The following is a 14,343-nucleotide window of genomic DNA, read 5'->3' on the forward strand; positions in this document are numbered from 1 at the left end:
GCCCCAAACGCCATATTCGCCCCCCAGGGCGTCGCGAAAGTGGCTTTCGCGACACGGTCACCCCACAGCCCGCGAGTGAATCCCCGCGACCCGGCACCATGAAGTCAGCGGAATGCTCACGGCCTCAGGCGACAACATCTTCACCGCGCGAAGCAAGAACAAAATCCTTCGGCACCACGCCGAATTACCACACGAACATCCGACTCGGGACACTACTCCGAGGGCGTGATCGTGGTGACCTGAGTGGCGATCATCTCGCCCGTGGCCTGTGCCGGGTGAACCTGGGCGGAGCACCGCAGGAACACGGGGGTCGCCGCTGCCGTGGCGGTGATGTCGCCGTTCAGCGGCATCCTGAACTGGTTCGGTCCGGACAGCGTGGCGGTCGCCGCGTTCCCATGTACGGTCCCCGCGGAGACGAAGCCACACACCACGAGAAGCTTGTCCTCGCCTGGTGCTGTGGCAACCGCGATGACCCCGGACAGCAGGTACCGTCCAGGCGGGAGCGTCACGCTGGACACCGTTTGCGTCGTTCCCGCGCTCAAGTTGTGGAGCCCGTCGCCGTAGTTGATGTACGCGGCTGTGACGCCGGCAGCCCCAGTGTCGCCCTTGTCGCCCGTCGGCCCCTGTGGTCCCGCGGGTCCCTGTGGACCTTGAGCTCCCTGCGGGCCGGTCTTGTTCCAGCTGATCTCCTGCTGCCCCTTGCTGCAGGCCGCCGTCGCCGAATCGATGATATTCAGCTGGCTTCCGTTGACCACCTTCGCGCTGTTGGGGTTGTAACAGGCGTGGATCGTGCCGTCGGACGCGGGAATGCCGGCATAGGCGACCGTGCCCGCTGTGAGGATCGAGACGAAGACCAGTGCGGTCACCGTGCGGCCACGCGACAAGTATTTCATCGGAAGGTTCCTCTCTGAGGCGTATGCCGCAATTCCTGACATACGAATTCACCACCGGGCAGGCGGCCATTCTCACGAGTCGCCACAGCAGAAGTGTTCGTTACACAGGCAGGCCGGAGAGGGTGGTTTCAAGTAACTTTTCAGCCATGAACTATTTGGTCGTTAACGGTTGTTCAACGACATTTCAGGGCGCCGAATTGCCTGCCTTGCGTTTCTGGGGGTATCGGCGAACGAGCGCGGGTAGATCTCGTACACGACGGCCCGGCGCCATCACGATCCCACGAGCCCCTTTCTCACGGTAATCGCCGCAGACTGCCCGGGATCTCGGTGTTCCCTTCCGCCGCACTCGCGTGGAGCTTGACTCGGATACCGCGCGCTGACCTCAGGTCCGTGGTTGGGGAAAGCGGCCTCATGGCCTGACGTTGTAGAGGGCTTCGATGTCGTCGGCGAAGTCCTTCATGATCACGTCGCGCTTGAGCTTCAGTGACGGGGTGAGGTGTCCGGTGTCGGTGGTGAACTCGGCGGGAAGGATCCGGAACCTGCGGACGCGCTCGGCAGCGGACACGGCGGCGTTGCCGTCGTCGATGGCGGATTGGATCTCGGCGTGCAGGCCTTCGTCACCGAGGAGGTCGATCACCGTGGCGGCGGCGGGTTTGCCGGCGGTGGACTTCCAGTGGGAGAAGTATCCGGCATCGATGGTGACGAGGGCGGTGATGTACTTTCGTCCGTCGTCGACGACCATCGCCTGTCCGATCAGCGGATGCGCGGTGATCCGGTCTTCGATCACCACGGGGGCGACGTTCTTGCCGCCGCTGGTCACCAGGATTTCTTTCTTCCGGCCGGTGATGCGCAGGAATCCGTCCTCGTCGAGCGAGCCGAGGTCGCCGGTGGCGAACCAGCCCTCGGTGAAGGTTTGGGCGGTCGCGTCGTCGTTGCGCCAGTAGCCGGGGAACACCGGCCCTCCTTTGATGAGGACCTCTCCGTCGGCGTCGATTTTGACCGCGACGCCGGGCAGGGGTTTCCCGACGGTGCCTGGCCGGAACGAGTCCAGGGAATTGATGGTCGCGGCGGCGGTGGTTTCGGTCAGCCCGTAGCCCTCGAAGACGGTCAGCCCGATGCCTCGGTAGAAGTGGGTCAACCGTGACCCGAGTGCCGCTCCGCCGGAGATCGCGTGTCGGCAGCGGCCACCGAGAGCGGCGCGGACCTTGGTGTAGACGAGTTTCTCGAAAACGGTGTGTTTGACTCGTAGAACGAGGCTCGGTGTGGCGGCTTCGGAATAGGCGATCGCGGTTCTCGTTGCGGCGTCGAAGATTCGTCCCTTGCCTGAGGTATACGCCTTCTGCTGTGCGGTGTTGTAGATCTTCTCCAGCACGTAGGGCACGGAAAGGATGAACGTGGGCCTGAACACCGCGAGGTCGTCGACGACCGTCTTCACCTCGGCGGTGTGCCCGAGTGTTGCCTTGGCTTGGATCGCGCCGATCTGCACCATGCGGCCGAACACGTGCGCCAGCGGGAGGAACAGCAGGGTGGACGCTTCCGACTCGGCCTCGTCACCGTGGAAGAGCGGGCGCAGCAGTTCGACGGCGTTTTGGCTTCGGCGAAGAAGTTCGCGTGGGTCAGCACGCATCCCTTCGGCCGTCCGGTGGTGCCGGACGTGTAGATGATCGTGGCGATGTCACCGGGCATGACCGCGCGGCGGCGCGCCTCCACCTGGGCGGGATCGACCGTTGTCCCCTCTGCCGCCAAGGCCCGGACCGCGCCCGGGGCGTCGTCGCCGTCGATGCGCCAGATGCGCCGAAGTTCCGGTAAGGCGCCGCGCATGCCGGTGACGGTCTCCTCGTGCGCGGCTGTCTCCACGATCACCGCTCTCGCTTCGGAATCGGACAGGATCCAGTGGATCTGCTCGGCGGACGACGTCACGTAGATCGGCACGGGAATCGCTCCCGCGGCCCAGAGCGCGAAGTCCAGCAGGGTCCATTCGTAGCGGGTGGAGGCGAGCAGTCCGACACGATCGCCCGGCTCGATTCCCGAGGCGATGAGACCGCGCGCGAGGTCGGTGACCTGGGTTCGGAAGTCCGCCGCGGTGACCGGCACCCACCGGCCCCCGACCTTGCGCCGAAGGGCGACGTCGTCCGGCGCTTCGGCGGCGTTGCGGTAGATCAGGTCCGCGAGTCCGCCGCCTTCGGGGGCAGGGTGCAATGGGGCGGTGAACGTCTCACGCATCGACTTCTCCTTCGAAGTGGACCGGCTCACCGCGCGCGCCGGTGAACACCAGGTGTCATGATGAATCACCAACCAAGGGAGATGACATGGGCTTCGTCCCAGGATTCATGACGGTCGACTGTGACGGGTAACAAAAGGCCGGTTTTCACCGTGGGCGGCCGTCCCCTGCACGAGCGGCTGCTGGCGGATCTTCGGGGTTACACCGACCTGGTACTGGCCGAGGTCATCCAGCGAATCCCGGCCTACGGTCTGCTGCCGACCGAGCAGCTCACCGGGGACATCACGCGGGTCATCGACCAGACCCTCCGCTCGTTCGTCACGGTGTTGCGTACGCGGAACCTGCCGACGCGGGACGAACTGGACTTCCTGCGCGAGTCGGCGGCACGCCGGGCCGAGGAAGGCATTCCGATCGACATCGTCCTCACCGCCTACCACATCGGCGTCCAGGTGGTGTGGGACTCGCTGACGCCCGATGTGAAACCCGGGGAAGTCGGCGATGTCATGGCCATCAACAGCTTGGCTCTGCGTTACCTCGAACTCGTGACACCCGCTGTCGGCGCCGGCTATCTCGACGAACGGCAGACGATGTACGACGACGAGCACTCCGCCCGGCACACGCTGCTGTCCGCGCTGCTCGACGGCACCCCCGCCGACCTTGCCGCCGCGCAGGCCGGCCTACCGCTGCCCTCCTGCTATCTCGTGCTGCAGATGGCAGTGGCACCCCACCCGGACGAAACAGACACCCGGTTCGACCCCGGAGTGGCGGGACGGCGCAAACTGCGGCGACTGCGCGCGGAACTGGACCGGCAGGTCCGCGGCCAGGTTCTCGCGACCCTGACCCCCGACGGAGGCACGGCGTTGCTGCCCGCCCCCGCCCCGGCGGCGGAGCTGTCCACACGCGACTGGTCCTGGCTGGGCAGGCTGGTCGCCGACGTTGGCCGGTCCACCGGTGCCGACCTCACCGCGGGAGTCGTTGCCGCCGCCCCCGCCGACGTCGCCGAATCCGTCACCGTCGCCCGGAAGGTCCTGCACGTGGCACGGTCTTTCGGTAAACCACCTGGGGTGTACCGGCTCGACGACCTCCTCCTCGAATACCAGCTGTCCCGTCCCAGCGAGGCATTGGACCGGCTCGCCGCGAGGCTCCAACCTCTCGAAGCGGGTGAAGACCTTCTGGAGACCCTGGAAGCCTTTCTCCGGTCCGGCGGCAGACGACCGACCGCGACCGCGCTCCACGTCCATCCGAACACCGTCGACTACCGCCTTCGCAAAATCCACGAACTCACCGGACTCGATGCCACGAACCTGAGCGACATCGGTTTGATCAAAGCCGCACTCGCCGCGAGGAAAGCCGGGTGAACACGGCCGATTGTGCCGCGTCATAACCGGACGACCCGGATTCTGGAAACCGTCCTACTGCCTTTCTCCCGCCCGGACCACATGCTGTGGGGAACATTTTCTTCCCGCTGGGGCAATGGTGGAGGTTTCGGATGCACATGAGAAGGCGGCTGCTGACGACCATGGCGGCCCTGACGGCCGCCGTGGTGCTCACGGGCGGACAAGCCCAAGCCGGAGGGCGGTTCGAATACGTCGCGCTCGGTGACTCCGCCGCCGCGGGGCCGCTCATCCCGAACCAGAACGTCAACCTGCTCTGTCTCCGCTCGGATCGCAATTACCCGAATGTGATCGCGAACCGGACCGGTGCCACTCTCACGGACGTCTCCTGCTCCGGCGCGGAGATCGGAGACCTCACCGGCCGCCGCTTCGGTATCCTCGCTCCCCAGCTGGACGCGCTGAAACCGAGCACCGACTTGGTCACCCTCACCATCGGAGCCAACGACATCGACCTGTTCCCCGTCGCGTTGAGCTGTATCAATTTCCTGCCGGAGCCTTTCGGCCGCTCCTGCGAGCAGCGGTACACCGGCGGAGGCGAGGACGAACTCGCCGGGCGACTCGACGTCATGGCGCCGAAGTTCGACTCCGCGCTGGCCGAGATCCGCCGCCGCGCCCCGTACGCCGAAATCGTCGTCACCGGCTACGGCACCTACACCCGGCCCGGCGGCTGCTTCCCGGTCCAGCCGCTCTGGGGACGCGACGCCGACTACCTGCAAAGCGTGATGAACCGGGTCAGCGCCACCGCCCGCAAAGCGGCACACGCGCACAACGTGACGTTCGTCGACCTCGCACCCGTCACCGTGGGACACGACGTCTGCGCCGCGCCGAAGGACCGCTACCTGGAAGGCCTGATCCCCGTCGGCCCAGCCGCGCCGATCCACCCCAACGAGAACGGCATGCGCGCCTACGGCAACGCCATCCTCGACGTACTCCGCTGACCTTCAGCTCCCGAACCCTCAACGACGAGGAGCGCCACCATGCGCACACGGCTTCGACTGTTCAGCACCATCATCGTCACCCTCACCGTGACAGCCCTCTCGGCCGCGTCTGCCGCGTCGGCCGATGGCCGGTCCGCGGACCTGCCGGTGATCTTCAATTCTGTTCCCGCTGTCGCCGCCTCACTCGCCCGGCCGGGCGGCCCGCCACCAGGCGCCAACGACTGGTCCTGCCGCTCGGTCACCCACCCGCGGCCGGTGATCCTGCTGCACGGGACCCACGCCAACATGGCCGTCAACTGGAACACCCTTTCGCCCCTGCTGAAGAACAACGGCTACTGCGTCTTCGCGCTCAATTACGGCGGCCTTCTCGCCGGGCAGATCGGCGGCACCGGCGACATCCACACCGCGACCGCCGACGTGGCCGCGTTCGTCGACAGGGTGCTCACCACCACCGGCGCGAGCGAGACCGACCTCGTCGGACATTCCCTCGGTGGCACCGTGGCCCAGTACTACGTCAAATTCTTCGATGGCGCCAAAAAGGTCCACAACGTCATCGGGTTGGCACCCACCAGCCACGGCTCCACCGCCTCCGGCCTCGACAACTGGATCAAGACCGCGCTCCAGTTGTTCCCGCCGCTCAAAGCATTCATCACGACCCACGACCCCGCGGCGCTGCAGCAACTCCGCGGCTCGGCGTTCCTCGCGCGACTCAATTCGCTGCCCGACACCGTCCCCGGCGTTCACTACACCACCATCGTCACCCGGTTCGACGCCGTCGTCACCCCCTACCAATCACAGTTCCTGACCGGGGACACCGCAACGAACATCCTGCTACAGGACAAATGCGCCAACGACTACGCCGACCACCTCGCCCCCGCCTTCGACCACGTCGCCCTCCAAGAAGTGCTCAACGCCCTCGACCCGGCCACCGCCCGACGCCCCCACTGCACCACACCCGTCTGGCCCGTCATCGGCGGCTGAAGCCCGGCATACCGTCGATCAGACGCTTGAGACATAGCCTGCGAGCGATGGAAAACGGCAACCTGCGCTGGTGGTCATCGCTCAAGACCATTCGGTCATGACGGACAGCGCACAACTGAGTGAGGCCTGCTACGCACTGCCAAGGCGAACCGGCGTGTGGCCGTGATCGACTTCGCCGCCGACGCCCGTCGGGATCGGGGCGGTCCGACTTTGCTTGGGCCACACGACGCTGCGGCGCCTGGCCGCGCGGGTCGTCGGAATGGGACGTAGCGTGCCGGGTATGGCCTACGACGAGGTGCTGGCAGAGCGGGTCCTGGAGCGACTGGAAGCCGACGGGGTGGTCGCGAAGAAGATGTTCGGCGGGATCACTTTTCTCTTCCAGGGCAATGCGTTGGCCAATGTGTATGACGAAGGCTTGATGGTGCGCGTCGGGCCGGACGGGATGGACGACGCGCTCTCCCGGCCCGGTGCGGGGCCGCTGGTGTTCCGCGGTAAGGAGCAGAAGGGCTGGGTGCTGCTGGCGGAGGAGACCCTCGACGACGACGTCCTGGACGACTGGCTGCGGGTGGCCTGGGAAGCCACCGCCGAGCTACCGCCCAAGAAGAAGTGACCCGCCGTCCATGGGCACTTGCCTGAGCACTGCGCGGAGGACACCGGGGCGGGCGGTGGCTGTTGTTCAGCGGTCCGCGCCGCAAGTGTTGTCCTCTTCGGTGAGGGCGCGCGGCAGGCGCCGGCCCAGGTCAGGGAAACCATAGGGAGATCACCGGTGTCCGGCGTCGTCGCGCCGGATCGCGAGCACTGAGCCGGGTCCTCGGCGCGGCAGGCACGCAGGTGCGGTGGGAGGCACTGCCCGCGCAACTCGCCCTTGAACACGACATCGAGCCCGTCGCTGAAGCAGAACCCGGCGACCACGCTGTCGAAGGCCCGGCACCGGTTCCTTAGTTGAAGTCGAGTCAGAAACGCCTCGACGCGGCGGTCGAAGCCGTCCGATTTCGGGGTCTGGATGGCCAGGGCAGCGACGGTATTGTCACCGGGCCTCCGCTGTCGTTCGCACAGCGGAGGCCCGGTTTCCGTGGTGGACGGCTCAGCAAGTGCGGTGGATCCGGGCGACTGTGGTGTCGCTGATCTTGTGCCAGCCGGAGCCGACGCAGCGCTTCTCGGTGCCGAAGAGCGCGTCGTACTCGACCCAGTATTTCTTGCCGTTGGGCACCTGGAAGCCGTCGATGTCATTGCTGCTGGTGCTCTTGGCCTTGAGTGTGCGGATGTCGCTGTTTCGGCAGGGGCCCTTGGTCGCCTTGCACCAGTCGGTGGTGATCTTGACCGGCACGGAGAGGTTGTTGCGGACGGTTCCGTGCACCGCCGTGCCGAACGTGGCGGCGTGTATGGCCGCCGGGGCGGACCCGGAACTGGTGATGCCCTCGGCGTGGCCTGCCGTGCCGCTCATCGCCAGGGTGGCTGCGGCGATGGCGGTGGCGAGCACGCCGGTGGTCGTCATGCGCATGATGATCTCCGATCTTCGTCAGACTGCGGATGGCGCGGCGGGGACTGGGGCGGTGGCCTGCGAAAAACCGAGCGGCACCAGGAGTCCGCGCGAGTCGGCTATGAGCGCGAAACGTCGTCGCTACCGGTTTCTTCGCCTGCTGAACGTGCCCTACCTGGGGTCGTAGCGCCAGCCAGAGCAGCCGGCGTGGTCCTCGCACACTCGGAAGCGGGCGATGGTCCCGCCGACGTGGGCCCAGGGCCCGGCGTTGCCGTCGGCGCCGTTGCCGTCCCAGACGGACAGGTGCTGCCCGGTGGTGAGGTAGACGTCGGCGTAGACGCCATTTCCGTCGGATTCACCGTCGTAGGCCCGCACAGTGGTGCTGGTGGCCTGTGCCCAGTCGGCACCATGTGTGGCGGTGACAGTGGCGTGGGCGGTGCCGTCGGCGACGACGGTGATCGCCGCCGCGGCGGCGAGAGTGAGCGCCGCGCGTATCGGCCGGCCGCTGGTGCGGGCGGGTCGTGTCGGGTCCATGGAGTTCCTCCTGTGGATTGTTCGGTCACCGGGTCCGGCCCCGTTCGGGTGTCCTATTCGGTCGCCCGGTGTGTCTGACATGACCTTGCTACGGCAGGCGGGTGTCCCACGGACAGGCGTTGCGGCTGGTCGGGACGCTGGGACAGGCTGGGACACAGATCAGAACGTCGAAATGGGACCCGCTCGACGCGAGCGATCCTTTGTGCCGAGGAGACCGCGTATGGCCGGGGAGGTCCTTCCCGATCCTGAACCGCCGCCGCTGGAGCCGCCCGCGCGCGGTGCTCCACCGGACCCGCGGTCCGCGATCGACATCCCGGCGTTCGTCGCGTTGTTGAAAGAGTTGCGGGGATGGGCCGGAAACCCGGGCTACAAGAAGACCTTGCAGGCCTGGGCCGACAAGAAGCTGGGGCCCGGTCAGCTGTCGGGGTCGACGGTGTGGCGGGTGCTGGAGAGCCGCCAGGACCTGGTGCTGATGCGTGAGCCGGAACGGTTCGTCCGAGACCTGGTCGACGTGCTGGGCGCGGAACCGGCCCCATGGCTGGAAACGCTGGACAGACTGCTGAACCGGCAGAGTGACCAGGAGCTGCCGGCTGAGGATGCCGCGCCCGACGCGCCGCCGCGCCGCCGCTGGTGGACCCGCAGGGCAGCCATCGTGGCCGGGCTCGTCATGCTCGCCGCAGGCGGCGTCGTGGCCGGGACGGTGACCGGTGGCGACGACCCGGCTCCGCCGACGATCGACTACGCGCGGGCGGCAAGGGTGGAGTCCGGCGCGACCGGGCTGCGGCTGGCCATCGACCGGAACTCCGCCCAGCCCGGCGGGATCGGCGTGGTCCGCAACCCCGCCGACGCGACAACGGCGGTGTGGGAGGCGGTCGCCCCCTACCGGGACAATCCGGACTATCGGCAACTGCGGCCGGTGGGCAGGCTGCTGATGTGCCTGGAGGTGAAGGGCGGCAGCTTCGACGATCGCGCCACCGTGCAGCAATGGGGTTGCAACGGCGAGCGCAACCAGTATTGGAAGCCGACGCCGAGCGCGGAGGGCATGGTCACCATGGTCAACCTCAACAGTGGCCAGTGCCTTGCCACCGCCGGTGCCACACCGCAGGCCGGGATGCAGCTGGTGCAGCGCCCGTGCGAAGACCGCCAGCGGTCCCAAGAATGGAAGATGATCGCCACCGCCGATCCGGCACCACCCCGGACCACCTCGGCGCCGGTGGTGGCCGCCGCGGCGGTCGGGCCCGACGCGGCCGAGTATCCGGGCGGTGGCAAGGACCGGCCCTGCGACGGTGGCCTGGAGGTGATCCCCGCCGAATCCGGCGTCTGGAGCGGCAGCCCGTTCCTCGTCCGCGAGGAAGACCCCCAACGCGGCGAGATCAGCATCGGCGCGAACACCGTGGGCGCCGTGCAACTCTTCCGCGCCAACCGCAGGACCGACGACGCCGAGGAGACCTTCTACTGGGCCGAGGGGTACGTGAAGTTCAGCCCCCAGCAGTTCACCATGGCCCTGCAGTGGACGACCCTGCGCGGCCCCGGCGGCTGGCACACCTGCGAGGTGCCCTTCACCGCCGAACACGGCAAACCCTCGACCGTCGCCCTGCCCCGCGACCAGGACCGCGACCGGAAGCCCGACGTGTGGTTCAGGGTCTGCCTCACCCACAAGCCCGAACGCGACGGCCCCCCGATCGTCAACTGCACCGGCCGGTACTGAGCCCCTGAGCTCGCCCCGGCCTGTCGAGCACCCGACCGAATCGCCCTCACCGCGGTCCTCCCGGCGCCTTCCACAAGTGGTTCGCCGTCAACACGTGGTCCGGCTGGGCGGACCACGGCGGCACCGCCACCTCGACCCCGGCACTGGCTTCATGGGGCGGAACCCGCCTCGACGTGTTCACCAAGGGCACTGACAACGCCCTTTGGCACACCTGGCGCCCCTAGGGCGTGGTCGCCCAGGGCACCGCAGTCGACACCGCCCGCCGCATCGTCTCCCTCGGAGGCCGGCTCCACGCAGCCCAGCGCCGGAACAACGAACTCCGCGCCCCCGAATAAGCCGTCTGCGCCTACTCCACGCCACTGGTTCACGGCCTACGGGTTGTGGTCAGTCCAGTCGGAGGCGGCGGGTGAGGGCGTCGCGGGCGAGGTCGGTCAGGGAGCGGTCGTGGCGGAAGGCGTAGGCGCGGAGCCGGGCGAGCGCGTGATCCGGTGGGATGGCAAGGGTGACGGCGAGATACCCGGCGGCTTGCTGGACTTCTTCGCGGTAGCAGCGGAGGCCGTCGCCGTGGCCGGAGTCGCCGGCGGCCAGACTCGGCGCGCTCTGCAGCACCAAGGGCAGCAGCGCTTGGCGGAAGCGATGGAAATCGTGTGCTTGCGATGCCGTCATGGTGCCGGGCGTGGCCCGGTACCCGGTGAGCGCTCCGATCGTCTCGCCGCCGGCTCGGAGCGGGGCCGCGACGACGGCTCTGGCCGGGGACTTCATCGCGGCGGGCAGGAACAGCGGCCAGCGGGCCTGGTCGGTGGCGGCCAGATCGTGTTCGGTCACCGTGTAGCCGTGCTGGGCGGCTTCCAGGGTGGGGCCGTCACCGAGGGTGTATTGCAGAGTGTCCAGCTCGGACCAAGGCCCGTCGACGGGGTCGCACCACATCAGTTCCAGGGTCCCGGCGCTGTTGACCAGGTCGATGGTGAGAGCGTCCAGACCGAGAAGCCCGGCGATGCGCAGGGAGGCGAGGGCGCCGAGATGCCGCTCGTCGGCAGCTGCGTGACGCAGGCCGGCCAGGACGGTTTCGAGGTCTTCGGGCGGTGTCATGTGCTCACCACGAGACCTGCCGCATGAGGCGCGGTCTCGGCGGCGAAGCAGCGTTCAGGGTTGTGCAATCGGAGTCACCTGTCGAGTGGGTTCCTCAACCGCGGCGACGTGGATCCGGCCACCGGCGAGCTCAGGAGCAGTCACCCCTCAGAGGGGTATGTCATGCCGCTGGCAGGTGCTCGGCTCGCCTCATTTTCGGTGGCCCGCCCAAGGTCACAGTCCGACCGGTTCCACACAGTCTGAACGACCTCACGATACGTGGCTCATTGTAGCCCTGACGCCGGAGGATCGCGGGGCCAGGAGCGCTCAGAGTAGCCCCGGCGCGTGCCAGGCACCTGGCGTTCAGCCCGTGTCAGGGCGGTGTCAGCGCCGCGTCAGCGCACTCGGTGATCGTGATCCCCGCAAGTCATCCGAGCTCAGGTCTTCACCAAAGGGGATACGACATGGTGGACGGAACATCCGAGCGGGGACAGGTTCGACGGAGGACGGTCTTGGCCGGAGCGCTGACCACAGGCGCCCTCGTCGGTCTCGCCGGGCAGGCCGGCGCGGCCGAGGACGGCCATGACGGCCGTGGCGTCGAGCACGGCTGGGGCAAGGTCGCCGACGTCTTCCGCAGGAACTTCAAGGAAAGCCCCGGTGAGGTCGGCGCGGCGTGCAGTGTCTACGTGGGCGGCCGCCAGGTCGTCAACCTGTGGGACGGCCTGGCCGATCGCGAGGCGAACCGGCCGTGGCGTAAGAACACCATCGTCCAGGTCGCGTCGACCACGAAGGGCGCCACCGCGATCTGCGCGCACATGCTGGCCCAGCGCGGCGAACTGGACTTGGACGCCCCGGTCTCCCGCTATTGGCCGGAATTCGGCAACGCGGGCAAGGAAGAGATCCCGGTGCGCTGGCTGCTGTCGCACCAGGCAGGCCTTCCGATCGTCGACGGACCGCTGACCTTCGAGCAGGCCTGCGCCTGGCACCCGGTCATCCGGGCGCTCGAGGCACAGAAACCGTTGTGGAAACCGGGAACCGAGCACGTCTACCACAGTGTCACGTACGGATTCCTGGTCGGGGAAGTCGTTCGCCGGATCACCGGCAAGTCGCTCGGCACGTTCTTCGCCGACGAGGTCGCCCGCCCGCTCGGACTGAGCGCGTGGATCGGGCTCCCCGAGAAACACGAGCACCGGGTGGCCAAGCTGCACTACGCCGCGCCGTTCACCTTGGAAGAGCTGATCGCCGGCATGATCGAACTGACCGGGCTGGACGCCGACACTGTCACCAGGTGGGTCAAAGCCCTTTGGGAGCCTGGTTCCGTGCAAGCCCGAGCAGGCGAGCTGGGCGGCGCCCTCGATCCCACGACCGACTACTTCACCTCCCGTGCCTGGCGTGCCGCGGAATTCCCGGCCGCGAACATGCTCGCCGACGCGCGATCGGTGGCCCGGATGTACGCCGCCACGGTGAGCACCGTCGACGGAGTCCGCCTGCTGAACCGGGCGACGGTCAAGACAATGACCGAGGTCCAGACCGACAAGACACCGATGCACGGACTGCCACCGGGACTGGACATCCCCGCCGACCGCTCCTTCTACATGTCCCTCGGATTCCACCGGGCCTGTCCGCCGATGCCGATGACCGGACCGGGTTCGTTCGGCCACCCGGGCTCCGGCGGATCGATCGGCTTCGCCGACCCCGACGCCGGTGTCGGCTTCGGCTATGTCACCAACCTCTGGAACTTCCGGCCCGACGACCCCAGGGCGGCGAACCTGGCCAAAGCCGTCCGGGCCTGCCTCGGCTGACAGTTCGGAAATTCGGCGATGCCGGTCGGGATTGCTTCGGCGGACGTTGAGGCACGGCCACAAGAATCACCTTGCGGTGTCGTCCGTGATCGTGGAGGCGACATCGGATTCCCGGTCGGCGCTGGGGTTCGAGCCGAACCAGTCGAGGCAGACGACCATGGCGTCGTCGGCGGCCAGCCCGCCGTCGCGGCGGTCGTGCAGTTCGGCGAGGACCGCGCTCGGCACATGGGCCGCGGGCAGATCCGCGGTCGCGAGGACGGCCTGGGTCAATTCGCGGTCGCCGTAGAGTTCTCCGTGCGGTCCGGCCGCGTTGTACACGCCGTCGCTGACGAAGACGAACCGGTCGCCCGGCAAGGCCTGCAGGGTTTCGGCGGTGTACTGGGTGTCTTCGAACGTGCCGAGGGGAAGCTGCTCGTCGAAGTGGACGCGTTCGACCTTGCTGTCGCGGAGCCGCCACAGGCGGGGTGAGCCCGCGTCGACCGCGGTGATCCCGCCGGTGGCGAGGTCGAATTCCAGCAGGAGGGTGGCGACGTGTTCGTGGCCGCGATGCTGGGCGTAGATGGCTTGGTCGGCGAGTTCCGCCTGTGCGTCCAGCGGGATCCCGGCGCGGCGGGCGTTGCGGAGCGCGTTGACGGCGAGGTTGGTCAGCAGGGCGGCGCTGCTGCCTTCGCCCATGCCGTTGACCAGCGTGACCGTCAAGGTGCGGGCGGAGGCCGACCAGTCGAAGCAGTCGCCGTAGATGGCGTAGGCGGGTTCCAGCTGGCCGCCGAGCGCGAATTCGGGACGGCTGCACGCGCGGCCGGGGAGCAGCTGCCACTGCATCTCGGCGGCGAGCGTCAGCCGCGAGGAGCGGCGGGCCTGCACGTACAGGTCGGTGTCGCGGTCGGCGACGAAGACCTCGTGCCCGAGTGCTTCGGCGAACCGGCCGAGTTCGGCCCAGACCGGCGGTTCCGGCTCTTCGGGCAGCGTGACGGCCAGGACACCGAGCCGGTCGCCGCGCACGGTGACCGGGAGGTTGGCGCGGATGCCGTCTTCGGTGGGTTCGAACGTCGCCCGCTGGGTGGTGAAGGTTTCGCCCGCCGCGGTGCCTGCCACCGGCATCGGCTCGGTCGTGTACGGCAGGACGGTCACTCGCCGCAGTTCGGTGAGGCTGTAGTCGGCCATCAGCAGTTCGACGGCGCCGGCGGCGAAATGCTCGCTCAATGCCGCGCGCAGCCCGTCGAGCAGCGCGTGCGGCTGGACGCCGCGCAGGACCCGTTCGACTGCCAAGGATCTGTCCACCGCGTGTGCCTCCTGCCCGCCCGGAACCCGGCGCCTCGAATCG

At 68.0% G+C, this 14,343-nt stretch carries 11 protein-coding genes and 1 pseudogene; 6 read left to right on the forward strand and 6 right to left on the reverse strand.

Annotated elements, in window-relative coordinates:
• Positions 1 to 212 precede the first annotated feature (212 nt).
• Together ACIHAO_RS06750 and ACIHAO_RS06755 are read right to left on the reverse strand one after the other, a co-directional pair.
• On the reverse strand, positions 213 to 866 hold the full coding sequence (locus ACIHAO_RS06750; protein WP_396555135.1) for a hypothetical protein: 654 nt from the start codon (positions 864 to 866) through the stop codon (positions 213 to 215).
• Between the two features lie 436 nt (positions 867 to 1,302).
• A pseudogene (locus ACIHAO_RS06755) lies at positions 1,303 to 3,116 on the reverse strand (AMP-dependent synthetase/ligase).
• Positions 3,117 to 3,266: 150 nt separating this feature from the next.
• Here ACIHAO_RS06755 and ACIHAO_RS06760 point away from each other — a divergent pair.
• From ACIHAO_RS06760 to ACIHAO_RS06775, 4 genes are all read left to right on the forward strand, one after another.
• Positions 3,267 to 4,472, forward strand: coding sequence for a PucR family transcriptional regulator (locus tag ACIHAO_RS06760; RefSeq protein ID WP_396555136.1), 1,206 nt, complete (start codon positions 3,267 to 3,269; stop codon positions 4,470 to 4,472).
• Between the two features lie 131 nt (positions 4,473 to 4,603).
• A complete protein-coding gene (locus ACIHAO_RS06765; RefSeq protein WP_396555137.1) occupies positions 4,604 to 5,446 on the forward strand; it encodes an SGNH/GDSL hydrolase family protein in 843 nt (280 codons plus the stop codon).
• A 39-nt stretch (positions 5,447 to 5,485) separates the two neighbouring features.
• The gene (locus ACIHAO_RS06770) at positions 5,486 to 6,427 is read left to right on the forward strand and encodes an esterase/lipase family protein (RefSeq protein WP_396555138.1); all 942 of its coding nucleotides are present in this window, start codon (positions 5,486 to 5,488) and stop codon (positions 6,425 to 6,427) included.
• Between the two features lie 280 nt (positions 6,428 to 6,707).
• On the forward strand, positions 6,708 to 7,037 hold the full coding sequence (locus ACIHAO_RS06775) for a TfoX/Sxy family protein (RefSeq protein WP_396555139.1): 330 nt from the start codon (positions 6,708 to 6,710) through the stop codon (positions 7,035 to 7,037).
• 474 nt (positions 7,038 to 7,511) lie between these two features.
• On the opposite strand, the gene ACIHAO_RS06780 is transcribed toward ACIHAO_RS06775, so the two are convergent.
• Both ACIHAO_RS06780 and ACIHAO_RS06785 read right to left on the reverse strand, forming a co-directional pair.
• Positions 7,512 to 7,922, reverse strand: coding sequence for a hypothetical protein (locus ACIHAO_RS06780; RefSeq protein WP_396555141.1), 411 nt, complete (start codon positions 7,920 to 7,922; stop codon positions 7,512 to 7,514).
• A 156-nt stretch (positions 7,923 to 8,078) separates the two neighbouring features.
• Positions 8,079 to 8,441, reverse strand: a complete 363-nt coding sequence (locus tag ACIHAO_RS06785; RefSeq protein ID WP_396555143.1) for a hypothetical protein — start codon at positions 8,439 to 8,441, stop codon at positions 8,079 to 8,081.
• A 220-nt stretch (positions 8,442 to 8,661) separates the two neighbouring features.
• Between ACIHAO_RS06785 and ACIHAO_RS06790 the strand changes: the two genes are divergently transcribed.
• Positions 8,662 to 10,149 carry an RICIN domain-containing protein gene (locus ACIHAO_RS06790; RefSeq protein WP_396555145.1) on the forward strand — a complete coding sequence of 496 codons (1,488 nt, stop codon included), beginning with the start codon at positions 8,662 to 8,664 and terminating at the stop codon, positions 10,147 to 10,149.
• Positions 10,150 to 10,533: 384 nt separating this feature from the next.
• Here ACIHAO_RS06790 and ACIHAO_RS06795 read toward each other — a convergent pair whose 3' ends face one another.
• Entirely contained in the window at positions 10,534 to 11,238 is a 705-nt protein-coding gene (locus tag ACIHAO_RS06795) for a GAF and ANTAR domain-containing protein (RefSeq protein WP_396555147.1), read from the reverse strand.
• A gap of 491 nt (positions 11,239 to 11,729) precedes the next feature.
• On the opposite strand from ACIHAO_RS06795, the gene ACIHAO_RS06800 reads away from it, so the two are divergent.
• Positions 11,730 to 13,019 carry a serine hydrolase domain-containing protein gene (locus ACIHAO_RS06800; RefSeq protein WP_396555149.1) on the forward strand — a complete coding sequence of 430 codons (1,290 nt, stop codon included), beginning with the start codon at positions 11,730 to 11,732 and terminating at the stop codon, positions 13,017 to 13,019.
• A gap of 66 nt (positions 13,020 to 13,085) precedes the next feature.
• Here ACIHAO_RS06800 and ACIHAO_RS06805 read toward each other — a convergent pair whose 3' ends face one another.
• Entirely contained in the window at positions 13,086 to 14,300 is a 1,215-nt protein-coding gene (locus tag ACIHAO_RS06805) for a PP2C family protein-serine/threonine phosphatase (protein ID WP_396555151.1), read from the reverse strand.
• Positions 14,301 to 14,343 lie beyond the last annotated feature (43 nt).

The sequence above is a fragment of the Amycolatopsis sp. NPDC052450 genome (assembly GCF_044547565.1).
Taxonomy (GTDB): domain Bacteria; phylum Actinomycetota; class Actinomycetes; order Mycobacteriales; family Pseudonocardiaceae; genus Amycolatopsis.